Annotated in this window: 22 protein-coding genes and 1 other RNA gene; 17 read left to right on the top strand and 6 right to left on the bottom strand. The window is 54.1% G+C overall.

What is annotated here, in order from left to right; genetic code table 11:
- The first annotated feature begins 2 nt into the window (after positions 1 to 2).
- Both MUU51_RS08090 and MUU51_RS08085 read left to right on the top strand, forming a co-directional pair.
- A complete protein-coding gene (locus MUU51_RS08090; protein WP_159773939.1) occupies positions 3 to 1,472 on the top strand; it encodes an aldehyde dehydrogenase in 1,470 nt (489 codons plus the stop codon).
- Between the two features lie 14 nt (positions 1,473 to 1,486).
- Positions 1,487 to 3,127, top strand: a complete 1,641-nt coding sequence (locus MUU51_RS08085; protein WP_258967560.1) for a thiamine pyrophosphate-binding protein — start codon at positions 1,487 to 1,489, stop codon at positions 3,125 to 3,127.
- 44 nt (positions 3,128 to 3,171) lie between these two features.
- On the opposite strand, the gene loiP is transcribed toward MUU51_RS08085, so the two are convergent.
- Entirely contained in the window at positions 3,172 to 3,930 is a 759-nt protein-coding gene (gene loiP / locus MUU51_RS08080; protein WP_159774053.1) for a metalloprotease LoiP, read from the bottom strand.
- 288 nt (positions 3,931 to 4,218) lie between these two features.
- On the opposite strand from loiP, the gene tkt reads away from it, so the two are divergent.
- The 11 genes from tkt to MUU51_RS08025 all read left to right on the top strand — a co-directional run bounded on the left by tkt (position 4,219) and on the right by MUU51_RS08025 (position 16,656).
- The gene (tkt, locus tag MUU51_RS08075; protein ID WP_258967559.1) at positions 4,219 to 6,210 is read left to right on the top strand and encodes a transketolase; all 1,992 of its coding nucleotides are present in this window, start codon (positions 4,219 to 4,221) and stop codon (positions 6,208 to 6,210) included.
- A 343-nt stretch (positions 6,211 to 6,553) separates the two neighbouring features.
- Complete coding sequence (cmtB, locus tag MUU51_RS08070) at positions 6,554 to 6,997, top strand: PTS mannitol transporter subunit IIA (RefSeq protein WP_258967558.1); 444 nt, start codon at positions 6,554 to 6,556, stop codon at positions 6,995 to 6,997.
- Positions 6,998 to 7,024: 27 nt separating this feature from the next.
- Positions 7,025 to 8,401, top strand: a complete 1,377-nt coding sequence (locus tag MUU51_RS08065) for a PTS mannitol transporter subunit IIBC (RefSeq protein WP_258967557.1) — start codon at positions 7,025 to 7,027, stop codon at positions 8,399 to 8,401.
- Positions 8,402 to 8,424: 23 nt separating this feature from the next.
- Positions 8,425 to 9,702, top strand: a complete 1,278-nt coding sequence (locus MUU51_RS08060; protein WP_159773931.1) for a zinc-binding dehydrogenase — start codon at positions 8,425 to 8,427, stop codon at positions 9,700 to 9,702.
- Complete coding sequence (gene glpX / locus MUU51_RS08055) at positions 9,699 to 10,664, top strand: class II fructose-bisphosphatase (protein ID WP_258967556.1); 966 nt, start codon at positions 9,699 to 9,701, stop codon at positions 10,662 to 10,664. Before MUU51_RS08060 ends, glpX begins: the two co-directional genes overlap by 4 nt.
- 18 nt (positions 10,665 to 10,682) lie before the next feature.
- Positions 10,683 to 11,192 carry an MltR family transcriptional regulator gene (locus MUU51_RS08050; RefSeq protein WP_159773927.1) on the top strand — a complete coding sequence of 170 codons (510 nt, stop codon included), beginning with the start codon at positions 10,683 to 10,685 and terminating at the stop codon, positions 11,190 to 11,192.
- Entirely contained in the window at positions 11,189 to 11,899 is a 711-nt protein-coding gene (locus MUU51_RS08045; protein ID WP_159773925.1) for a nucleoside/nucleotide kinase family protein, read from the top strand. Before MUU51_RS08050 ends, MUU51_RS08045 begins: the two co-directional genes overlap by 4 nt.
- 287 nt (positions 11,900 to 12,186) lie before the next feature.
- Complete coding sequence (gene epd, locus MUU51_RS08040) at positions 12,187 to 13,206, top strand: erythrose-4-phosphate dehydrogenase (RefSeq protein WP_159773923.1); 1,020 nt, start codon at positions 12,187 to 12,189, stop codon at positions 13,204 to 13,206.
- Positions 13,207 to 13,253: 47 nt separating this feature from the next.
- Positions 13,254 to 14,417 (top strand): phosphoglycerate kinase, encoded by a 1,164-nt coding sequence (pgk, locus tag MUU51_RS08035; RefSeq protein ID WP_159773921.1) that lies wholly within the window; start codon positions 13,254 to 13,256, stop codon positions 14,415 to 14,417.
- Between the two features lie 103 nt (positions 14,418 to 14,520).
- The gene (gene fbaA, locus MUU51_RS08030; protein ID WP_110511960.1) at positions 14,521 to 15,600 is read left to right on the top strand and encodes a class II fructose-bisphosphate aldolase; all 1,080 of its coding nucleotides are present in this window, start codon (positions 14,521 to 14,523) and stop codon (positions 15,598 to 15,600) included.
- A gap of 192 nt (positions 15,601 to 15,792) precedes the next feature.
- Positions 15,793 to 16,656: a small-conductance mechanosensitive channel MscS gene (locus tag MUU51_RS08025; protein WP_159773919.1), complete on the top strand. Its 864-nt coding sequence runs from the start codon at positions 15,793 to 15,795 to the stop codon at positions 16,654 to 16,656.
- Between the two features lie 49 nt (positions 16,657 to 16,705).
- On the opposite strand, the gene dctP is transcribed toward MUU51_RS08025, so the two are convergent.
- Positions 16,706 to 17,752 (bottom strand): TRAP transporter substrate-binding protein DctP, encoded by a 1,047-nt coding sequence (gene dctP / locus MUU51_RS08020; RefSeq protein ID WP_258967555.1) that lies wholly within the window; start codon positions 17,750 to 17,752, stop codon positions 16,706 to 16,708.
- A gap of 204 nt (positions 17,753 to 17,956) precedes the next feature.
- Here dctP and argO point away from each other — a divergent pair, with 204 nt between their 5' ends.
- Together argO and MUU51_RS08010 are read left to right on the top strand one after the other, a co-directional pair.
- Complete coding sequence (gene argO / locus MUU51_RS08015) at positions 17,957 to 18,592, top strand: arginine exporter ArgO (protein WP_159773915.1); 636 nt, start codon at positions 17,957 to 17,959, stop codon at positions 18,590 to 18,592.
- Between the two features lie 90 nt (positions 18,593 to 18,682).
- On the top strand, positions 18,683 to 19,420 hold the full coding sequence (locus tag MUU51_RS08010) for an oxidative stress defense protein (protein ID WP_159773913.1): 738 nt from the start codon (positions 18,683 to 18,685) through the stop codon (positions 19,418 to 19,420).
- A 50-nt stretch (positions 19,421 to 19,470) separates the two neighbouring features.
- On the opposite strand, the gene argP is transcribed toward MUU51_RS08010, so the two are convergent.
- The gene (gene argP / locus MUU51_RS08005) at positions 19,471 to 20,364 is read right to left on the bottom strand and encodes a DNA-binding transcriptional regulator ArgP (protein ID WP_159773911.1); all 894 of its coding nucleotides are present in this window, start codon (positions 20,362 to 20,364) and stop codon (positions 19,471 to 19,473) included.
- Positions 20,365 to 20,524: 160 nt separating this feature from the next.
- On the opposite strand from argP, the gene rpiA reads away from it, so the two are divergent.
- Both rpiA and serA read left to right on the top strand, forming a co-directional pair.
- The gene (rpiA, locus tag MUU51_RS08000) at positions 20,525 to 21,184 is read left to right on the top strand and encodes a ribose-5-phosphate isomerase RpiA (RefSeq protein WP_159773909.1); all 660 of its coding nucleotides are present in this window, start codon (positions 20,525 to 20,527) and stop codon (positions 21,182 to 21,184) included.
- A gap of 262 nt (positions 21,185 to 21,446) precedes the next feature.
- A complete protein-coding gene (gene serA, locus MUU51_RS07995; protein ID WP_159773907.1) occupies positions 21,447 to 22,679 on the top strand; it encodes a phosphoglycerate dehydrogenase in 1,233 nt (410 codons plus the stop codon).
- A gap of 94 nt (positions 22,680 to 22,773) precedes the next feature.
- On the opposite strand, the gene MUU51_RS07990 is transcribed toward serA, so the two are convergent.
- The 3 genes from MUU51_RS07990 to zapA form a co-directional block, all read right to left on the bottom strand.
- Entirely contained in the window at positions 22,774 to 23,370 is a 597-nt protein-coding gene (locus MUU51_RS07990) for a 5-formyltetrahydrofolate cyclo-ligase (RefSeq protein ID WP_258967554.1), read from the bottom strand.
- Positions 23,371 to 23,388: 18 nt separating this feature from the next.
- Positions 23,389 to 23,572, bottom strand: a non-coding RNA gene (gene ssrS / locus MUU51_RS07985) — 6S RNA.
- Between the two features lie 41 nt (positions 23,573 to 23,613).
- Positions 23,614 to 23,943, bottom strand: a complete 330-nt coding sequence (gene zapA / locus MUU51_RS07980; RefSeq protein WP_110511969.1) for a cell division protein ZapA — start codon at positions 23,941 to 23,943, stop codon at positions 23,614 to 23,616.
- Positions 23,944 to 24,035 lie beyond the last annotated feature (92 nt).

Below are 24,035 nucleotides of genomic sequence, written 5' to 3'. Positions count from 1 at the left end.
CGATGGATGAAGTAACGATTTTTATCGGCGGCCACTGGCGTCACGGGGGCGGCAACCTGATGCACAGCCACTTTCCGGCTGATGGTTCGGTGAATGCCACACTACATGCGGCGAGTCTCGACGATCTGCAGGAGGCGATTACGGCGGCGGAGCGCGCCTGGCGCGAACCCGCCTGGCGCAACATGCTGCCTCACCTACGGGCGAAAATCCTGCATAAGGTGGCGGATATTATCGAATCCCGTATCGATGAACTGGCGCAGTTGCAAAGTCGGGACAACGGTAAACCACTGGCGGAAACGCGCGGGCTGGTGATGAGCGCCGCGGGATGCGCCCGTTATTTTGCGGCCGCCTGCGAACTGCTGGAAGGGGAGCTGCCCACCCCGCGTCAGGCGGATCTGCTGACGCTGAGTCGCTACGAACCGCTGGGCGTCGTGGCAGCGATCACCCCCTGGAACTCGCCGATCGCCAGCGAGATGCAAAAAGTGGCACCGGCGATCGCCGCCGGTAACGCGGTGATCCTTAAACCGGCGGAAGCGACGCCGCTGATGGCACTGGAGCTGGCGCGGATCTTCGAACAAGCCGGTTTACCCGCCGGGCTGTTGAGTGTGCTGCCGGGGAAAGGGTCGGTGATTGGCGACGCGCTGGCTCGTCATCCTCTGGTGCGCAAAATCTCGTTTACCGGCGGCACCAGCACCGGACGTCGGCTGGCGCACGTGGCAGCGGAAAAACTCATTCCGGCCTCGCTGGAGTTGGGGGGGAAATCACCGACCATCGTGCTGGAAGATGCCGATATTGAGCAGGCGGCGCGGGGCATTTGCTATGGCATTTTTAGCTCAGGTGGCCAGGCGTGTATCGCCGGTTCACGGCTGTTTGTGCATGAAAACGTCCACCCCCAGCTGATGACGCGTCTGCTGGAGCTGGCGCGTGGTTTACGGATAGGTCACCCGTTTGACGACGGCACTCACATCGGGCCGCTGATCAATGAAAAGCATCGTGACAGCGTGCTGGAATACGTCGAGCTGGCAAAACGTGAAGGTGGGCGGGTGTTGTGCGGCGGCGAGATCCCCGCAGATCCCGCGCTGGCAGCAGGCAGTTATTTCCAGCCCACCATCATCGAAGGACTGACGAACGGCGCGCGCGCCTGTCAGGAAGAGATCTTCGGTCCGGTGTTGGTGGCGATCACCTTTCGCGATGAGGAGCAACTGATCCGCGACGCCAATGATTCTGTTTACGGCCTGGCCGCGGGCATCTGGACACGGGATAGCGGACGTGCACTGCGCTTAAGCGATAGGCTGGAAGCCGGTACGGTGTGGATCAACACCTACAAAGTGTTCTCCATTTCGACCCCGTTTGGCGGCTTTAAAGAGAGCGGTCTTGGCCGCGAAAAAGGCATCCAGGGGCTGAAGGCCTGGATGCAACAAAAGAGTATTTATCTGGCGACGGGTAATAACGTCAACCACTGGTGTGACTGAGAGAAGGGTGAGCAATGAGTGAAATGATAACCGTCGGCGACGCCATCGCCAGAACGCTGGAGCAGTACAATGTTGAGGCTATTTACGGCGTCATCTCCATTCATAATCTGCCCATTGCCGATGCGATTGGTCAGCGCGGCAATATCCGCTTTGTCCCGGCGCGCGGAGAAGCAGGTTCGGTCACGATGGCCGACGCCCATGGCCGTTTTTCCGGTCTTGGTGTGGCGCTGACCAGTACCGGCGCAGGGGCAGGCAATGCGGTCGGCGCACTGGTCGAGGCGATGAACGCCTGCACGCCGCTGTTGCACCTGACCGGCCAGGTGGAGAAAACTTGGCTGGATGCGGACACCGGCTTTATTCACGAGACCCGCGATCAACTGACTTTCCTGAAAGCCAGTTCGAAACGGGCTTATCGCATCAGCAATGCCAACCAGGCAATAGCGATTTTGCATAAGGCGATTCAGGATGCGCAGACGCCGCCGTGTGGGCCGGTGTCGGTCGAGATCCCGATTGATATTCAGGGGACGAAGATCCCGCTTTCACTGGTGACGGCTCCGCTGAAAAATACAGCGGTTGCATCTGTGGATCAGACGATGGTCGATACCCTATGGACACAGCTCAGGCTGGCAAAACAACCGCTGCTGTGGCTGGGCGGTGGGGCGATTGACAGTGCAGCGGCGGTGAAAAAGCTGGCGGATGCCGGGGTGACGGTGATTTCCAGCACTCACGGACGTGGCGTACTGCCGGACAGCCATCGTGCCAGCCTGCGAGCCTTCCACAATTCGCCATCCGTTGAGGCGTTGATGGCGCAATGTGATTTTACCCTGGTGGCAGGATCACGCCTGCGTAGCAATGAAACCCGTTCCTGGACGCTGGAGTTGCCCTCTCCGCGGGTGCAGATTGACATCGACCCGGCGGCGGCCAGCCGCAACTACCTGATGGACAACACACTGATTGTCGACTGTGCTGCGTTGCTGGGCGCGCTGGCGGAAAAAGTCCAGGGGCGCGAATGGGGTAATGCCCACTGGGATGCGCAAATAAAAGAGGCGCTCATGCTTGCGGAACACGGGTTGCGTGAACAGTGTGGTGCTTATGCGCAACTGAACGATGCTATCGCGCAGGCGCTTCCCGATGATGGCATTCTGGTCCGCGATATTACGGTCTCGGGCAGCCTGTGGGGCAGTCGTCTGTTTCGCGCCCATGGTCCGCTGATGAACATCCATTCGCTGGCCGGGGCGATTGGTATGGGCCTGCCGATGGCTATCGGTACGGCGATAGCTAACCCGCAGCGGAAGATTGTTGCGTTAGTCGGTGATGGTGGATTGAGCCTGAATCTCGGGGAAATGGCGACGCTGGCACAGGAAAAAGCCAATCTGACGCTGCTTATCATGAATGATGGTGGCTATGGCGTGATGCGCGGTATTCAGGATAAGTATTTTGGCGGCCGTCAGTATTACAATGAACTGCATACGCCAGATTTCACTCTGCTGGCTCAGGCCATGGGTCTGCAGGCGTGGAACATCGAGCGGGCGGAAGATTTCCAGGCAGTGATGACCGAAGCACTGGCGATGCCTGGGCCGTCGGTGGTGGAAGTCAGAATGGGGAAGATTGGCGCACTTCGTTTTGCCGGTCCGCCGCAGAAAACGCTTTACTGAGTCACGCGATTCCCCTTTCTGCGATACAGAGAGGGGATTCACGCTTACTTAATCCCATCCGCCTTCATACGATCGCGAATATGCTGCGCGCGCTCTTCGGAGGCCGGGTGATCGTCGAGCATCGAGCTTTGACGTCCCGCTTCCAGTTTCGCCAGTTTTTCAAAGCTGGTCGCCAGACCCGATGGGTTGATCCCGCGTTTACGCAGCAGATCGTAAGAGTAATCATCCGCTTCAGATTCCTGACGCTGGGAGAACTGCGCGTTCACCAGTTTTTCACCCAAATCGCCAAGCTGTGACTGCGACAGACTACCAATCATACCGCCTGCAGACGCTGCCGCCACGCGCAACGCGTTGGTGCTGAGCGCAACTTGCATCCCTTTCTTCACGTGGCCGAGCGCGACGTGACCCATTTCGTGACCAATCACCGCTTCCACTTCGTTATCGGTCATCATGTCCATTAGCCCGGTGTAGACGCGGATGCAGCCATTGGCCATCGCAAAGGCGTTGACGTCTTTGGTGACGTAAACCTTATAGTTCACCGGCTGACCATTGATGTTATCGCCCAGCGCCGTGGCGATGGTGTTCAGGCGTTTGGCGTAATCGCTGCCAGCAGGGGCGAGAGTGGCTTTGCTGTCCATCTCTTTACATGCCTGGTCGCTTAACGTTTTTACCTGCTCGTCGCTCAGCGTATACGCCTGGAAGGCTTCGGCGCCTGAACTCATGAGTCCGTTTGAATCCATGTTCTGACACCCGGTCAGAACGCTCGCTAAGCCAAGGGCCACTACCAGAGAGTGCAATTTCATCATTAATTTTCCGTAATTAAGGGTCGTCAGTTATCGCTATTATCTGAAATATTCCGTTATTCAAAGAAACGGAAATTAGCCAAAGTATAAAGAAAATAATGACAAGGGAGTGAGGAGATTGCGCAACCTGTAGGCACAATCCAGAGATTTCCCAGGCACCGCGCGGATGCTCCATGTACATGACTTGCGGCTTGGGTTACATTGTTCACACTTTTTTCCGGCGTAGCCTAAAACGCGCTGTCGTCAAGCCGTTTTGGCATTGCCTTCATTAGTCCGATTGGAGTCAAAATGTCCTCACGTAAAGAGCTTGCTAATGCTATTCGTGCGCTGAGCATGGACGCAGTACAGAAAGCCAAATCCGGCCACCCGGGTGCCCCTATGGGTATGGCTGACATTGCCGAAGTCCTGTGGCGTGATTTCCTGAACCACAATCCACAGAATCCATCCTGGGCCGATCGTGACCGCTTCGTGCTGTCTAACGGTCACGGCTCTATGCTGATTTATAGCCTGCTGCACCTCACAGGTTACGATCTGCCGATGTCTGAACTTCAGAACTTCCGTCAGCTGCACTCCAAAACCCCAGGCCACCCGGAAGTGGGCTACACCGCCGGTGTAGAAACCACCACCGGCCCGCTGGGTCAGGGCATTGCCAACGCAGTCGGTATGGCTATCGCGGAAAAAACCATGGCCGCGCAGTTCAACCGTCCAGGTCACGACATCGTCGACCACTTCACCTATGCATTCATGGGTGATGGCTGCATGATGGAAGGTATCTCCCACGAAGTGTGCTCCCTGGCGGGTACGCTGAAGCTGGGTAAACTGGTTGCGTTCTACGACGACAACGGCATCTCCATCGACGGTCACGTTGAAGGCTGGTTCACTGACAACACCGCACAGCGTTTCGAAGCCTACGGCTGGCACGTTGTTACTGGCGTTGACGGTCACGACGCAGACGCTATCAAGCGTGCAGTAGAAGAAGCGCGCAAAGTGACGGACAAACCGTCTCTGCTGATGTGCAAAACTATCATCGGTTTCGGTTCTCCGAACAAAGCCGGTACGCACGATTCCCACGGTGCTCCGCTAGGCGAAGCTGAAGTTGCCGCGACGCGCGAGCAGCTGGGCTGGAAATATGCGCCATTCGAAATCCCGTCTGAAATCTATGCTCAGTGGGATGCGAAAGAAGCAGGCCAGGCTAAAGAAGCCACCTGGAACGAGAAGTTCGCTGCTTACGCTAAAGCCTTCCCAGAGGAAGCTAAAGAATTCACCCGTCGCATGAAGAACGAAATGCCAGCCGATTTCGATGCAAAAGCTCAGGCTTTCATCGAGAATCTTCAGGCAAATCCTGCGAAAATCGCGAGCCGCAAAGCCTCTCAGAACGCTATCGAAGCGTTTGGTCCATGGCTGCCAGAATTCCTCGGCGGTTCTGCTGACCTGGCGCCGTCCAACCTGACTATCTGGTCTGGTTCTAAAGCGATCAACGAAGACACCGCGGGTAACTACATCCATTACGGTGTGCGTGAATTCGGTATGACTGCGATTGCCAACGGTATCGCGCTGCACGGCGGTTTCCTGCCGTACACCTCTACCTTCCTGATGTTCGTTGAATACGCACGTAACGCCGTACGTATGGCTGCGCTGATGAAACAGCGCCAGGTGATGGTCTACACCCACGACTCTATCGGTCTGGGCGAAGATGGCCCGACTCACCAGCCTGTAGAACAGCTGGCATCCCTGCGCGTGACGCCGAACATGAGTACATGGCGTCCATGTGACCAGGTTGAATCCGCAGTGGCGTGGAAATACGCCGTTGAGCGTCACGATGGCCCAACCGCGCTGATCCTTTCTCGTCAGAACCTGGCGCAACAGGATCGTACCGCTCAGCAGCTGGCAGACGTGGCACGTGGTGCATACGTTCTGAAAGATTGCGACGGTCAGCCGCAGGTTATCTTCATCGCAACCGGTTCTGAAGTTGAACTGGCTGTTGCAGCGTGGGAGCAGCTCTCTGCTGAAGGCGTTAAAGCGCGTGTGGTTTCCATGCCGTCTACCGACGCATTCGACAAACAGGATGCGGCCTACCGTGAATCCGTACTGCCGAAAACCGTCTCTGCGCGTGTGGCTATCGAAGCGGGTATCGCGGATTACTGGTTCAAATATGTCGGCCTGAACGGCGCTATCGTCGGTATGACCACCTTCGGTGAGTCTGCTCCGGCAGAGCTGCTGTTCGAAGAGTTCGGCTTCACCGTGGCGAACGTTGTCGCGAAGGCGAAAGAACTGCTGTAAAATCTCTTCTGCTGCCAGCAATGGAAGAGGAAAAAGGGTCGCACAGGCGGCCCTTTTTATTTTGGAATGAATTAAATTTCGTCTGGCAATGCCTTAAGTGTGATCTGCATTGCAATTATTGATTTTGTGATTTTTCTGGATCTGCAATGTGAATCACATTTACAGGCTTGCTATTTTTATTATTCGTTGCAACTTATTGATTTGTACTGCTCGGTTTATCCAGTCGGCTAAAAGCTCGCTTAAATCCCCTCGATTGCATTCATCTCTCGCCGCGCGTATTTTGTTTTCATCAGCCAGATTTTTAAAACTGGCCATCCCCGAAAATAAAATGTGAGGATCCGTTATGCGATTAATCGATTATTTCCCTGCGTCATCGATATCGATCAGGAACTCGGCAGAGTCGTGGCAACAGGCCATCGACTTTTCGATGGAGTCGTTATTAAAACACCGCTATGTTAATGAAAAATACGTTCAGGAGATAAAAGAGTCTACGTTGAATAATGGCCCGTATTATATTCTGGCTCCCGGTGTGGCAATGCCACATGCCCGGCCAGAATGTGGTGCGCTGAAAACAGGATTATCGCTCACTTTACTTAAACAACATGTTGGGTTTGGTGAAGATAATGAACCGGTTAAATTATTAATCGGATTATCCGCTGCGGATTCAACTTCACATATCGATGCCATTCAGGCGCTAAGCGAGCTGTTGTGTGAAGAAGAGAATCTTTCAGAATTATTAGCGGCACAATCTGAAGAACAGCTTGCGGATATTCTCGCCCGCGCTTAATTCCCGTTTCCTTCTCAGGATCTCATTATGGAAAATAAGTCTGCTCGTGCAAAAGTCCAGGCTTTTGGGGGCTTTTTGACCGCCATGGTCATCCCCAATATTGGTGCATTTATTGCCTGGGGGTTTATTACCGCTTTATTTATACCGACCGGCTGGTTGCCCAATGAGCATTTCGCCAAAATTGTCGGGCCGATGATCACGTATCTGCTGCCGGTGATGATTGGCTCGACCGGGGGACATCTGGTCGGCGGCAAACGTGGTGCGGTGATGGGCGGTATCGGTACCATCGGCGTCATTGTTGGTGCGGATATTCCGATGTTTATCGGCGCGATGATCATGGGCCCGCTCGGCGGTCTGGTGATTAAACATATCGACAAACTACTGGAGAAACGGATCCCTGCCGGGTTTGAGATGGTTATCAATAACTTCTCGCTGGGTATTGCCGGGATGTTGCTGTGTCTGCTCGGCTTTGAAGTGATTGGCCCTGCAGTGTTGATTGCCAACAACTTCGTCAAAGGCTGTATCGAAGCGCTGGTTCATACCGGTTATCTGCCGTTGCTGTCGATAATCAATGAACCGGCTAAGATCCTGTTTCTGAATAATGCTATCGATCAGGGGGTTTATTATCCGCTGGGCATGCAGCAGGCCTCTGAAACCGGTAAGTCCATCTTCTTTATGGTCGCCTCTAACCCGGGGCCTGGGCTGGGGCTGCTGCTGGGCTTTGCGGTGTTTGGCAAAGGGATGAGTAAAAAATCGGCCCCGGGAGCGATGATTATTCACTTCCTCGGTGGTATTCATGAACTCTATTTCCCGTATGTGCTGATGAAGCCGCTGACCCTGCTGGCGATGATTGCGGGCGGCATGTCCGGCATTTATACCTTTAATCTGCTTGGCGGCGGGCTGGTGGCCGGTCCGAGTCCTGGCTCTATCTTTGCCTATCTGGCGCTTACGCCGAAAGGGTCATTTGTGGCGACTCTGGCTGGAGTGACTGTGGGGGCGGTGGTCTCATTTTCGGTAACCGCTTTGATCCTCAAAATGGAGAAAAACACGGTAGTGGAAGGGGAAGACACCTTTACCCAGTCAGCGCAGAGCGTGAAAACCATGAAGCAGGAAGGGGCATTTTCGTATGCGAACGTTCAGCGTATCGCGTTCGTTTGTGACGCCGGAATGGGCTCCAGTGCGATGGGGGCGACCACTTTCCGCAAGCGCCTTGAAAAGAACGGGCTGAGTATTGACGTTAAACATTACGCTATCGAAAACGTACCGCAGGATGCTGATATTATTGTGACTCATGCCAGCCTTGAAGGCCGTGTTAAACGCGTCAGCCATAAGCCGTTGGTATTAATTAATAACTATATCGGTGATCCACAGCTCGACACATTATTTAAACAGCTTAGCGCCTGACACATTATTTATCGAGGTCAACAATGAAAACCAAAGTGGCGGCCATTTACGGGCCGCGGGATGTTCGCATCCGTGAGTTTGAATTACCTGAAATTAATGACAACGAACTGCTGGTGAGCGTTATTTCCGACAGCGTGTGTTTATCCACCTGGAAAGCTGCATTGCTGGGAAGTGAACATAAACGTGTGCCGGATGATTTAGCACAACATCCTGTTATTACCGGGCATGAATGCGCAGGTATTATTGTAGAGGTCGGAAAAAATCTGGCTGACAAATATAAAAAAGGTCAGCGTTTTGTTTTGCAACCGGCAATGGGATTACCCAGCGGTTACTCCGCGGGATATAGCTATGAATATTTCGGTGGTAACGCCACCTATATGATTATTCCCGAGCAGGCAATTAATCTGGGCTGTGTATTACCGTATAACGGTTCTTATTTTGCAGCGGCGTCGCTGGCAGAACCGATGTGTTGCATTATCGGCGCCTATAAAGCGAATTATCACACCACGCCGTATGTGTATGAACACCAGATGGGGATAAAACCCGGCGGTAATCTGGCGTTGCTGGCCTGCGCCGGACCAATGGGTATTGGTGCCATCGATTACGCCATTCACGGCGACATTGCGCCTGCGCGCATTGTGGTGGTGGATATTGACGAGACACGGCTGGCACAGGCGGAAAAACTGCTGCCTGTGGCGCTGGCGGCGAGCAAAGGTATTGAGCTGATTTACGTCAACACGAGCGAAATGGAAAATCCACAGGACGAACTGCGCGCCCTGACCGGCGACGCGGGCTTCGACGACGTGTTTGTCTACGCTGCCGTCCCTGCGGTAGTGGCACTGGCGGATGGGCTACTGGCGGAAGATGGCTGCCTGAACTTCTTCGCCGGTCCGACGGATAAAAACTTCAGCGTGCCGTTTAACTTTTACAACGTGCACTACAACCGGACTCACGTCGTCGGTACTTCCGGTGGCTCAACGGGTGATATGGAAGAAGCCATTGCATTGAGCGCGGCCGGGCAGTTGCAGCCTTCCTTTATGGTGACGCACATTGGCGGGCTGGATGCGGTACCCGACACCGTGCTCAATCTGCCGGACATCCCTGGCGGGAAAAAGTTGATTTACAACGGTGTCACCATGCCACTCACGGCGATTGCCGATTTTGCTGAGAAAGGCAAAACCGATCCGCTGTTCCGCGAACTGGCACGGCTGGTGGAACCGACGCACGGCATCTGGAATGAGCAGGCGGAGAAGTATCTGCTGGCGCAGTTTGGCGTCGATCTCGGGGAGGCTGCGCAATGAACTCGCTGGCATGGCCGCTGATTCGTACCACGGAGCAGGCGGCGCTTGCCGCCTGGCCGCAAACCGGATGCGGTGATAAGAACGCGATTGATGGTCTGGCGGTGGCGGCAATGCGTCAGGCGCTGAACGATATCCCGATGCAGGGACGCATCGTGATTGGCGAAGGTGAGATTGATAAGGCGCCGATGCTGTATATCGGCGAAGAAGTCGGGTCCGGCGGGCCAGGGGTGGATATCGCCGTTGATCCGATTGAAGGCACCCGAATGGTTGCGATGGGCCAAAGCAACGCGCTGGCGGTAATGGCCTTTGCACCGGCGGGTAGTCTGCTGCATGCACCTGATATGTATATGAAAAAACTGGTGGTGAATCGCAAAGCGCGCGGGGCGATTAATCTGTCGCTGTCGCTCAGTGACAATTTGCGCAACGTTGCCCGCGTATTGGGTAAACCGCTTCACGAACTGAAGATGGTCACGCTGGATAAACCACGCTCTCAGGCGGCAATTGAGGAAGCCTCTGCTCTGGGGGTAAAAGTGTTTGCGCTGCCGGATGGCGATGTTGCCGCCAGCGTGCTGACCTGCCAGCCGGATAACGTTTTCGACGTGATGTACACCGTCGGCGGTGCGCCAGAAGGTGTGATTTCTGCTTGTGCGGTGAGGGCGATGACGGGCGATATGCAGGCCGAGCTGATCGATTTTTGTGAGGCAAAAGGAGAAAGCGACGCGCATCGACGTATTGCCACTGATGAGCGCCGCCGCTGCGTGGAAATGGGCGTGGTGGTCAATCAGGTTTATACGCTGAACGAGCTGGTGAGCAGCCAGGATATTTTATTGAGTGCGACGGGCGTAACCGGTGGAGATTTACTCCAGGGTATTAGCCGAACCAACGAAGGTGTGCGGACGCACACTATGCTGATCAACGGTACAGACCGGACGTGTAATATTATAAACTCCCTGCATTCCTGATGATTTATCGAGAGACGAATGACCGTACTGACCGAAGATGACGTCCTTGAGCAACTGAACGCTCAGGAAACTTTGCCTGCCTTTATGGCCGCTGCGAATGCGATTTTGCTGCAGGCAATTAAGCGTTTTCTGCCGTCGTTATTCGTCAACAACGATGAGGAAATTGTGGAATATGCAGTGAAGCCGTTACTTGCGCAAAGCGGGCCGCTCGATGACCTCGATGTGGCGCTCCGCCTGATCTATGCGCTGGGAAAAATGGATAAATGGCTGTACGCCGATATCACCCATTTTTCCCAGTTCCATCAGTTTCTGAGCGGGCAGGATAACGCCCCGGGTTTTACCGATGAGTTGACCTGGGACTTTATCTGTAACGTGAATGCGATAACCGATAACACCCCGATGTATGACGCTCTGAAGGGCATGAAGTTTGCCGATTTCGCGTTGTACTCGGAAAGTCGCTTCATCGGGATTATCAAAACCGCGTTGGCCCTCGCAGTAACGGCAATTCTCAAGGAATTAACGCCGTGAAGATAATGCTGACCATTAATGGGATTGACGTTACTGCCCATTTTAGTGAACAGGATATTGAAACCGTCCATAAACCTCTGCTGCAAAGGCTGGCGAGACTGCACGCAGCCGCGCAGCACCAACGCACGATTGTTTTTCTGAGCGCGCCACCGGGTACCGGAAAGTCGACGCTCACGGCGTTTTGGGCGTGGCTCGCCGCACAGGACGCCGAACTCCCGGCGCTGCAAACGCTGCCGATGGACGGTTTTCACCACTACAACGACTGGCTGGACGCGGAAGGTTTACGTCCCTATAAAGGCGCGCCAGAGACCTTTGACGTCGCAAAGCTGGCGGGAAATCTGCAACAAATCCGTGAAGGGCAGGGCACATGGCCCCAGTACGATCGGCAAAAGCACGATCCGCAGGAGCACGCCTTGCAGGTGACTGCGCCGTTGGTAGTGGTGGAAGGTAACTGGTTGCTGCGCGACGATGCCGACTGGTGCAAGCTGCGGGAATATTGTGATTTCTCGATTTTCATCACCGCCCCGGCGGCTGCGTTGAGCCAGAGACTGATTGCCAGAAAACAAGCCGGTGGCCTGAGCAAGCAGGACGCTATCGCTTTTTATCGACGTACCGATGGACCAAATGTTGACCGCGTTCTCAGTGAGAGTGTGCCTGCCGACGTGACGCTGGCGATGACCGAAGAAGGCGACTATCGTTTCGTTTGAATATGGGCGTGAGTGAATAGCGCTCAGCGAAATGCAGGGGTAAATTATTCTTAATCGCTGCAAAAGGGCATGGGAAAATGTGACGTAGATCAGATAACTGTTTTCTGTTGCGGGTCACGGATTCCCTTTATTCCAGGTTTCGCTTACTCTAGCTGAAGCGTTTCAGTCGATTAAATGTTCGACAAATAATCAATCAGTCGCGGTTTGCGACAGCAAGGATTCCTTTCCTGGTGAGGCTGGATTACGCTCTCAGCCACACACTTCAGGGAAAGTCTTGCAGGAGACCTATGACCGTACGCGTAGCGATTAATGGCTTCGGTCGCATTGGACGTAACGTGGTTCGTGCTTTATATGAATCCGGGCGTCGTGCGGAGATCACCGTAGTGGCAATCAACGAACTGGCTGATGCTGCGGGCATCGCGCATTTGTTGAAATATGACACCAGCCATGGCCGCTTTGCCTGGGATGTTCGCCAGGAACGAGAGCAGCTTTACGTCGGTGATGACGTCATTCGCCTGTTACACGAGCCTTCGCTGGAAGCGCTGCCGTGGCGGGAACTGGGTGTTGATGTTGTGCTCGATTGCACCGGCGTGTATGGCACCCGGGCCGATGGCGAAATGCATCTGGCAGCGGGCGCTAAGAAAGTGCTCTTTTCACATCCTGGCAGCAACGACCTCGACGCAACGGTCGTTTACGGTGTCAATCACCACGAATTGCAACGCGACCACCGTCTTGTCTCCAACGCATCCTGCACCACCAACTGCATTATTCCTGTCATCAAATTGCTCGACGATGCCTGGGGTATTGAATCGGGAACGGTCACGACTATCCATTCGGCGATGCACGATCAGCAAGTTATCGATGCGTATCATCCGGACCTGCGTCGTACCCGTGCAGCCAGTCAGTCGATTATTCCAGTTGATACTAAACTGGCTGCTGGCATCACCCGAATTTTCCCGCAGTTTAATGACCGATTTGAAGCCATTGCCGTGCGCGTGCCGACGATTAACGTCACCGCAATCGACCTCAGCGTGACCGTGAAGCATCCGGTAAACGCGTGTGAAGTCAACCAGTTGCTGCAAAAATCGGCGCTGGGGGCATTTCATGGTATAGTTGACTATACGGAATTACCGTTGGTCTCAATAGATTTTAACCACGATCCGCACAGTGCCATTGTCGATGGCACGCAGACGCGGGTGAGCGGTGCGCATCTGATCAAAACGCTGGTCTGGTGTGATAATGAATGGGGTTTCGCTAACCGAATGCTCGACACCACGTTAGCGATGGCCAATACAGGTTTCAGGTAAGGCGCTGTCGCGTCTGCAAAACTTTAGAATCAACGAGAGGATTCACCATGTCTGTAATTAAGATGACCGATCTGGATCTGGCTGGTAAACGCGTTTTCATCCGTGCCGATCTGAACGTTCCGGTTAAAGACGGAAAAGTGACCAGCGATGCGCGTATTCGTGCATCCCTGCCAACCATCGAAATGGCTCTGAAACAGGGCGCTAAAGTGATGGTGACGTCTCACCTGGGTCGTCCGACCGAAGGCGAGTACAACGAAGAATTCTCTCTGCTTCCGGTAGTTAACTACCTGAAAGACAAATTATCTAACCCGGTTCGCCTGGTAAAAGATTACCTGGACGGCGTTGAAATTGCTGCCGGTGAACTGGTGGTTCTGGAAAACGTTCGCTTTAACAAAGGCGAGAAAAAAGACGACGAAGCGCTGTCTAAGAAATACGCTGCGCTGTGTGACGTATTCGTGATGGACGCATTCGGTACTGCACACCGTGCACAGGCTTCCACCCACGGTATCGGCAAATTTGCTGACGTCGCGTGTGCAGGCCCGCTGCTGGCAGCAGAACTGGACGCACTGGGTAAAGCACTGGGTAACCCAGCTCGCCCAATGGTTGCTATCGTTGGTGGTTCTAAAGTTTCCACCAAACTGACCGTTCTGGATTCTCTGTCCAAAATCGCTGACCAGCTGATCGTCGGTGGTGGCATCGCCAACACCTTCGTTGCCGCTCAGGGCCACAACGTGGGCAAATCCCTGTACGAAGCTGACCTGGTTGACGAAGCAAAACGTCTGCTGACCACCTGCGATATCCCGGTTCCGACTGACGTTCGCGTGGCGACTGAGTTCTCCGAAACTGCACCAGCAACCCTGAAATCTGTTAACGACATCAAAGATGAAGAGCAGATTCTGGACCTGGGCGACGTTTCTGCACAGAAACTGGCTGATATCCTGAAAAACGCTAAAACGATTCTGTGGAACGGCCCGGTTGGCGTGTTCGAGTTCCCGAACTTCCGTAAAGGTACTGAAATTGTGGCTAACGCCATCGCCGATAGCGAAGCGTTCTCCATCGCAGGCGGCGGCGACACTCTGGCGGCAATCGACCTGTTCGGTATCTCCGACAAGATCTCCTACATCTCCACTGGCGGTGGCGCATTCCTCGAATTCGTGGAAGGCAAAGTGCTGCCAGCAGTAGCGATGCTCGAAGAGCGCGCTAAGAAGTAATGATTCCGGGCAGGGTTAACCTGCCCGTTGATTTTTTGCCACCGTAACACCTTCGGTGGCACAAACGTTTTTTCTAAATGCCGACGATACAGGACAAACAATCATGTCTAAGATTTTTGATTTCGTAAAACCAGGTGTTATCACCGGTGATGACGTACAGAAAGTTTTCCAGGTAGCAAAAGAGAACAACTTTGCACTGCCAGCGGTCAACTGTGTGGGTACCGACTCCATCAACGCCGTACTGGAAACTGCTGCAAAAGCTAAAGCACCTGTTATCGTTCAGTTCTCCAACGGTGGCGCTGCGTTCATCGCAGGTAAAGGCGTGAAAACTGACGTTCCTCAGGGTGCTGCTATCCTGGGTGCTATCTCTGGTGCACACCATGTTCATCAGATGGCTGAGCACTACGGTGTTCCGGTTATCCTGCACACTGACCACTGCGCGAAGAAACTGCTGCCGTGGATCGACGGTCTGCTGGACGCGGGCGAAAAACACTTCGCTGCTACCGGTAAACCCCTGTTCTCTTCCCACATGATCGACCTGTCCGAAGAGTCTCTGGAAGAGAACATCGAGATCTGCTCCAAATACCTGGCGCGCATGGCCAAAATGGACATGACTCTGGAAATCGAACTGGGCTGCACCGGCGGTGAAGAAGATGGCGTTGATAACAGCCATATGGACGCATCCGCTCTGTACACTCAGCCAGAAGACGTTGACTACGCGTACACCAAACTGAACGCAATCAGCCCACGTTTCACCATCGCTGCTTCCTTCGGTAACGTGCACGGTGTGTACAAGCCAGGTAACGTGGTTCTGACCCCGACTATCCTGCGTGATTCTCAGGAATTCGTGTCCAAGAAACACAACCTGCCGCACAACAGCCTGAACTTCGTCTTCCACGGCGGTTCCGGTTCTTCTGCTCAGGAAATCAAAGACTCCGTAAGCTACGGTGTAATCAAAATGAACATCGATACCGATACCCAGTGGGCAACCTGGGAAGGTATCCTGAACTATTACAAAGAAAACGAAGCTTACCTGCAGGGTCAGCTGGGCAACCCGAAAGGCGATGACCAGCCGAACAAGAAATACTACGATCCACGCGTATGGCTGCGTGCTGCTCAGACCTCTATGATTACTCGTCTGGAGCAGGCATTCAAAGAACTGAACGCGGTTGACGTTCTGTAATTTTTGAAAGCTGATTTCTACCCTAAGCCCGCTATTTAGCGGGCTTTTTTATTGCCTTTTCAACAGGATAATTTTGCTTAATTCTGTGAACTACTTGGCAAAACCGACAATTCTTGTTTACCCTTAACGGACTGCCTGTTTGCAGATTCGTCGAGTTTTATTCCCCGTTAGGGTAGCTATAAGGATTATCAGATGGAAGATTTGAACGTTGTCGACAGTATAAACCACGCAGGCTCATGGCTGGTACGCAACCAGGCGCTGCTGCTGAGCTATGCGGTGAATATCGTCGCGGCTATCGCCATTATCGTCATCGGGATGATTATCGCCCGACTGGTCTCGAATGCCGTTAACCGTGTGATGCGCGCGCGTCAGATTGATGCCACTGTGGCTGACTTCCTGTCAGCAATGCTGCGCTATGCAATTATTGCCTTCACCCTGATAGCCGCGCTCGGTCGCGTCGGCGTGCAGACCGCATCGGTTATTGCCGTCCTCGGTGCCGCAGGTTTGGCTGTCGGCCTGGCGCTGCAAGGCTCACTTTCCAACCTGGCGGCTGGCGTGCTGCTGGTGATGTTCCGTCCGTTCCGTGCGGGTGAATATGTTGATCTCGGCGGCGTGGCCGGTACCGTGCTCAATGTGCAGATTTTCTCCACCACCATGCGCACCATCGACGGCAAAATCGTAGTTATCCCGAACGGTAAAATCATCGCCGGGAACATCATCAACTTCTCCCGCGAGCCGGTGCGTCGTAACGAATTCATTATTGGCGTGGCGTATGATTCCGATATCGATAAGGTGAAGCAGCTGCTGACCAATATCGTTGAGTCCGATGAGCGCATCCTGAAAGATCGTGACATCACCGTGCGTCTGAACGAGTTAGGGCCTTCATCCATTAATTTTGTGGTTCGTGCCTGGAGCAAAAGTGGCGACCTGCAAAACGTGTACTGGGATGTGCTTGAGCGTGTGAAGCGTGACTTCGATGCCAACGGCATCAGCTTCCCGTATCCGCAGATGGATGTGAATTTCAAACGCGTGAAAGAGCAATCAGAAGCCGCGTAATTTCGGCTCATTACTGAACGCAAGCCCGCCGCGAGCGGGCTTTTTTACATCATTCTTTGGTTATCACATGAAGCTGCTTTGCCACCGCGTTCAGCGTTTCGCCCGCGTTGGCGACACCGTTGGCTTCCTGCTTCTTCACCCAATCGGCCTGAACGGCCTGATAACGGCTGGTGCGCTGCCAGGTGTTCAGCTCCTGCGGGGTCAGCGTCCGAACATGCGCGCCTTGCTGACTCATGTTCTGAGTCATCTGTTTCAGGCTGGTGTCGAGCGTCACGCCCAGCGTTTTCTCTGTGCGCGCAGCAGCCCGACGAATGGCGGCTTTATCGTCTTCTGACAGGTTTTCCCAGCGCGTTTTATTCATCACTAGCAGATAAACATGTCCCAGCCACAGACGCGGCGAAACGCGAACTTCCTTCGCCGCCTGCCAGGCGTGAATGTCATCGCCGCTATCCAGATTAACCAGCAGGCCGCTAAGCGTTCCGTTACGCAATGCGTCGGTGATTTGCGCATTCCATGGCATTTTGACGACCTTCGCCCCTGCATTTTCCAGATACGCCTGATGCCAGAAACTTGCGGTGCGCCAGGTAGTGTCTTTCAGATTGTCGTATTTCAGCAAAGGACTGGTTGCGAAAAACGCCGCTGGATAGCCGAGGAAAAATTGCAGGTTCACCAGGTTATTGGCGGCAAGCTCAGCGGAAAACTGCGGTAAATCACGGAACACGTTATGGAAGAATTCCACCTGTGCGTCGCCGTTGTCTGGCCCCAGCGGGAAGCTTTTGAAGATCTGATGTAGCGGTAATTGCTCGGCGGTGTATTCCGGTACCACGATGCCCATATCCGCGACTCTCCCTTCGCTGACCGTTTTCAGCGCGTCATAGCTGACCGAGAGCTCGCCGTTCCAGTGATCTTCCACGCGCAGCCGCCCGTGTGACTCCTCAGCGATGGCGGCAAAGAAAACGTCTTTAATCACTTTGGTACGCATGTTGCTGAGCGGTTCGTGATCGGTGTAGCGCAATACGGTTTCCGCCTGAACCGGCGATATCGAAATGAGCAGAGCGAGGGCAACGCTCTGGACTAAAAACGGCTTTAATTTCATGATCTGTCCTTGAACAAGTGAAAGGGAAAGTCACCAGGAAAATACAATATGCAGTATAACTCACGCCTGGTGCATGAATATGCATTCGCGCAAGGAATACGCATTATTAGTTATATTAATATAGTATTAGCATTATCCATTTCAGCTAATGAGGAACGCGCGTTATAGTCTCGTCATTAACGAACATTCGTGAGAAAAACTATCGTGTTATCTTATTATATTCAGGGGCTTGTCCTCGGTGCGGCCATGATCCTTCCTCTTGGCCCGCAGAATGCGTTTGTCATGAACCAGGGGATTCGCCGTCAGTATCACATCATGATTGCCTTCCTTTGTGCGGTCAGTGATTTGGTATTGATATGCGCCGGCGTGTTTGGCGGCAGCGCGTTACTGATGCAGTCGCCGTGGCTGCTGGCGTTCGTCACCTGGGGCGGCGTTGCGTTCCTGTTATGGTACGGATTTGGCGCGCTGAAAACGGCGATGGGCAGCAATCTGGAACTGGCGACCGCGGAAGTGATGAAGCAGGGCCGCTGGAAGATTATTGCCACTATGCTGGCGGTCACCTGGCTTAATCCGCACGTTTATCTGGACACCTTCGTTGTGCTCGGTAGCCTCGGCGGGCAGTTGGGCGCAGAGCCAAAACGCTGGTTCGCGCTTGGCACCGTGAGTGCGTCTTTCCTGTGGTTCTTTGGTCTGGCACTGCTCGCCGCCTGGCTGGCCCCGCGTTTACGCACTGCCAAAGCGCAGCGCACCATTAATATCCTGGTCGGCCTGGTGATGTGGTTTATCGCTTTCCAGCTGGCGAAAGATGGCATCTCCCATGTTCACGCCTTGTTCAACTAAGGCTTGTCTTATGGACATTCAGGCCTCAGAAGCTAAGCTTGCAGGCATGCGCCCTGTTTTGGGGTCAAGACGTAACAAGGAGGAATGACAGTGAAGTTTAAAGTGATGGCCCTGGCGGCATTAGTGGGATTCGGTGCGATGTCGGTACAGGCAAATGAGTTGCCAGATGGACCGCACATTGTGACCTCCGGAACGGCAAGCGTAGACGCAGCGCCTGATATCGCGACTCTGGCGATTGAAGTCAACGTGGCGGCAAAAGATGCTGCAACGGCGAAGAAACAGGCCGACGATCGCGTAGCCCAGTATCTCTCTTTCCTTGAGAAAAACGATGTCGCTAAAAAAGACATCAGTTCTGCCAACCTCCGTACTCAGCCGGATTATGACTATCAGAACGGCAAAAGCATTCTGAAAGGATACCGCGCGGTGCGTACCGTTGAAGTCACGCTGCGTCAGTTGGATAAGCTCAATTCGCTGTTGGACGGCGCGCTGAAAGCGGGTCTGAATGAAATCCGCTCCGTATCGCTTGGCGTTGCGCAACCGGAAGAGTACAAAGATAAAGCCCGTAAAGCGGCGATTGACGATGCTGTGCATCAGGCAAAAGAGCTGGCCTCCGGCTTTAACGCCAAACTCGGTCCGGTCTATAGCGTGCGCTATCACGTGTCTAACTATCAGCCGAGCCCAATGGTTCGCATGATGAAGGCCGATGCAGCCGCTGCACCTTCCGCGCAGGAAACCTACGAACAGCCAACTATTCAGTTCGACGACCAGGTAGACGTTGTCTTCCAGCTCGAACCGACGCAGGCTGAACCGCAGAATAAAGCGGAATAAAAAGCCGTAGTGTTATAAATGAAAACGCCGGGGAAACCCGGCGTTTTTGATCAATCCTGGCGGAGAACTTTGTGGCCGTACTCCAGCAGGGCATCGGTTACCCTGCGCATCATGCGGCTTTCTGGCGCAAAGCGGTGCCAGTACAGCATCCGGCGCTGGAACAGGCCCGGCGTCAGGTTAATAAGTTCACCGCTGTCCAGCTCACGCTCGATTTGCAGATGCGGGATCATACAGCAGGTGGTGCCCTGGCGCGCCAGCTGCACGAAGGCTTCCGACGAGTTGACGATATGGCACGGTACGCTGCCCGGCGGCAGATCGAAATTCTGCTGCAAAAAGGCCTGATGCATATCATCGAGATGGTCAAACGCCACCACGGGTGCTTTCAGCAGGGCAGAGCGCGTTACGCCGTTGGGGAAGTAGCGTTGCGCAAATGACTTTGACGCGACGAAAAGATAATCGAGCGCACCGAGCTGATCGACCAGGCAACTTGGCAGCGCCTGTGGCTGGATACTGACCGCACCCACCACTTCACCACGACGCAGACGTTCCTGCGTACGTGTTTCATCTTCAACCTGAAGGTTCAGACGAATCGGCGAATCAGACAGCACCGCAGACAGTGCGGGCAGCAGCCAGGTTGCCAGACTGTCGGCGTTGACCGCCAGCGACAGCAGCAGCGGCGTGGAGCCGGTTTGCTCATCGCCCAGCCACTCTTCCTCTAGCAGCTCAACCTGACGCAGCAGCGCCAGTAGTTTCTGCCCTTGCTCGGTCGGACGAGGAGGCACGCTTCGCACCAGTAAAGGCTGGCCGAACATGTTTTCCAGCTGTTTGATTCGCTGAGAGACGGCGGACTGGGTAATACACAGCTTTTGTGCGGCGCGTTCAAACCCGCGTTCCCGAATAACCGCATCCAATGCCTGTAGTGTTCTGTAGTCCGGACGTTTCATTGCTCTGACTGACTCCTCATCTTGTGTTATCCGCACTATGACATAAATTTACGTTAGATACAGGACCAAATTGGGGCCGCAACACCTGGCGTCTGCAAGGACATATCTGGGGTGAATGATCTATAATGCGCGGCATCCCATCACATCACAGGCAAAAATCATGACGCAGGATGAACTGAAAAAAGCAGTTGGCTGGGCAGCACTTCAATATGTACAACCGGGAACTATCGTCGGTGTTGGCACGGGCTCGACCGCCGCGCACTTTATTGACGCACTGGGTACCATGAAAGGCCAGATTGAAGGTGCCGTTTCCAGCTCAGACGCTTCTACCGAAAAGCTGAAAAGCTTAGGTATTCACGTGTTTGATCTCAACGAAGTGGACAGCCTGGGCGTCTACGTTGATGGTGCTGATGAGATTAACGGAAACATGCAGATGATCAAAGGCGGTGGCGCGGCGCTGACTCGCGAGAAAATCATCGCCTCCGTTGCCGACAAGTTTATCTGCATTGCCGATTCCTCCAAACAGGTGGCTATCCTCGGTAATTTCCCGTTGCCGGTGGAAGTTATCCCGATGGCACGCAGTGCGGTGGCTCGTCAGCTGGTGAAACTGGGCGGCCGCCCGGAATATCGTCAGAACGTGGTGACCGATAACGGCAACGTTATCCTTGATGTGCACGGCCTGGAAATTCTGGATGCGATTGCGCTGGAAAACGCGATTAACGCGATTCCTGGCGTGGTCACCGTCGGCCTGTTCGCCAACCGTGGCGCGGATGTGGCGCTGATTGGTACCGCCGAAGGTGTCAAAACTATCGTGAAATGATCTGACGGGAGCCGCCTGGCTCCCGTAAAAAATTTTCGACAGGCGAAATTCGGTGACTTGTGTCACATTTATCGGCTGCATCTGATTAACTCGCTGCATCAATCTCCCCATTCAGCATTTTATGCTGTCAATTTCCACTGAATGACATTTCTTCAGCACGCCGACGCAAACGTTCATATTGCTGCAATAGTTTTTTTTGATATGTTGCTGAGGTGGACGTTCGTTCACCACAACAACGATACAAGACAGACAGGGCGGGGAAATGGCTAAGGTATCACTGGAAAAAGACAAGATTAAGTTTCTGCTGGTGGAAGGCGTGCATCAAAAAGCACTCGATAACCTTCGTGCGGCAGGCTACACCAACATTGAATATCACAAAGGCGCGCTCGACGCAGAGCAGCTGAAAGAATCGATCCGTGATGCCCATTTCATCGGCCTGCGCTCCCGTACTCAACTGACTGAAGACATTATTCAGGCGGCGGAGAAACTGGTGGCCATCGGCTGTTTCTGCATCGGCACCAACCAGGTCGATTTGAACGCGGCGGCAAAACGTGGCGTTCCGGTCTTTAACGCGCCGTTCTCGAATACCCGTTCCGTGGCGGAGCTGGTGATTGGTGAGCTGCTGTTACTGCTGCGCGGTATTCCAGAAGCGAACGCTAAGGCGCACCGCGGGATCTGGAACAAACTGGCGGCGGGCAGCTTTGAGGCACGCGGTAAGAAGCTGGGGATTATCGGTTACGGCCATATCGGCACGCAGCTCGGTATTCTGGCGGAATCGCTGGGGATGCACGTTTTCTTCTACGATATCGAAAACAAACTGCCGCTCGGCAATGCGACACAGGTTCAGCATCTTTCCGATCTGCTGAACATGAGCGACGTGGTGAGTCTGCATGTTCCGGAAAATGCCTCAACGAAGAACATGATGGGCGCAGAAGAACTGGCGCTAATGAAGCCTGGTTCACTGTTAATCAACGCCGCACGTGGCACGGTGGTCGACATTCCTGCGCTGTGCGATGCGCTGGCGCGTAAGCACCTGGCGGGCGCGGCAATCGATGTGTTCCCGACTGAGCCTGCGACCAACAGCGATCCATTCACCTCGCCATTATGCGAATTCGACAACGTGATCCTGACGCCACACATTGGTGGTTCTACTCAGGAAGCACAGGAAAATATCGGTCTGGAGGTGGCGGGCAAACTGGCCAAATACTCCGACAACGGTTCTACGCTTTCAGCGGTTAACTTCCCGGAAGTGTCGCTGCCGTTACACGGTGGTCGTCGTCTGCTGCACATCCACGAAAACCGTCCGGGCGTGCTGACCGCAATCAACCAGATCTTTGCCGAGCAGAGTGTGAACATTGCCGCGCAGTATCTGCAAACCACGCCGCAGATGGGCTATGTGGTTATCGATATTGAAGCGGAAGAAGATGTTGCGGAGAAAGCGCTGCAAAGCATGAAGGCGATCCCGGGGACTATTCGCGCGCGTCTGTTGTACTGATTAGCGGTGTTTGCCCGGCGGCGTAAAGCTTGCCGGGCCTACGTTGTACCGTTTTATAGGCCTGGCAAGCAACGCGCCGCCGGGCAAATATTTATCACCACTGCCACACTTTTGCTGGCGTCACCACCGCGGGTAGCGGAATATCCCACTTCTCTGTAGGCAGAGTCTCCACCAGCTGACAATCATGCGCATAACCGACCGGCTGCAGGCCGTGCTGCTGCCAGTTTTGCAGCGTCCTGTCGTAAAACCCACCGCCCATACCTAATCGTTGGCCCTGCGCGTCAAACGCCACAAGCGGCGTAATCAGCACATCCAGTTCACTGAGCGGCAGCACGTCGCGCACGTCCAGTTTCGGCTCCTGAATTTTCAGCCTGTTCATAACCAGTTCGGAATGGGGATGGTAATAAAGGAACAACAGATTTCCAGAGCTGAACGGATGCAGAACCGGCAGATACACTTTCTTGCCGCTGAGCCAAAGCTGCTCAATAAGTGGGCGGGTATCGAGCTCACCGTCGAAAGAGAGAAACAGCGCCACGGTCTGGCCCATCATCACCGGCGCATACGCCATCATGCGATAAGCAGCCTGTTCGGCAAAATGCTGTTGTTGGTCTGGAGTCAGTGCGCGTCTGCGCTGCCGGATAATCTGGCGAATGTTTTGTCTTGCTGAGGGGATTTCAGGCACGAGTGTCATGGTAGAAACAGAAGGTAGGGAATCTCCGAGATGCCGCCGCAGGCTGTAACCCTTGAACCCTTGGTTCAAGGTGAATATGTCGTCACAGTCTTAAGGCTTCTCGGACGAACCGAGCTTGCTCACCAACCGTGGAGCGCCACATTCTTGTGGTATGAAATATCGGCTCAGGGGACTGGCCCGCTTGCGAACATCTCAGAGAAATTTTGTCTTCAGGGTCACTCTACCATAGTAAACCCGGAAGTGTTATTCAAACTTTGGACCCGTCTTTTCAGTTGTGCGACCTTGATCAAGAAGTGCCTGTTCAATGGTCTGTTGCAGCATCCGAATACGTGTTTCCATGCTGGCAGCATAATCACGCGTCTTCGCTCTTTCCTGCGTCAGCTCGTAGCTGATGTTCAGGGCGGCAATGAAGACCAGCTGCTCAGTATTTGTGACTCTAGTGCGTTCTTTTAGATCTTGCAACCGCTGATTCAGATCGTCCGCGGCCTGATTAAGGGCATCCCTTTGTTCAGGCGGGCAATTCACTCGCAGTGAACGGCCAAAAATTTGGATATCGACGGGTTCTGCAGACATGCCACCTTCCTGCTGATTGACTGCGCAACCTTCACAGCCCGCACCGGGGCCCGCGAAGGGGCGACACTATAGCTACCCCAGTGTGAACATAC

The sequence above is a fragment of the Scandinavium manionii genome, from assembly GCF_024764775.1.
Taxonomy (GTDB): Bacteria; Pseudomonadota; Gammaproteobacteria; order Enterobacterales; family Enterobacteriaceae; genus Scandinavium; species Scandinavium manionii.
The sequence above is the reverse complement of the archived record's forward strand: the minus strand, read 5'-3'. Positions and strand labels throughout refer to the sequence as shown.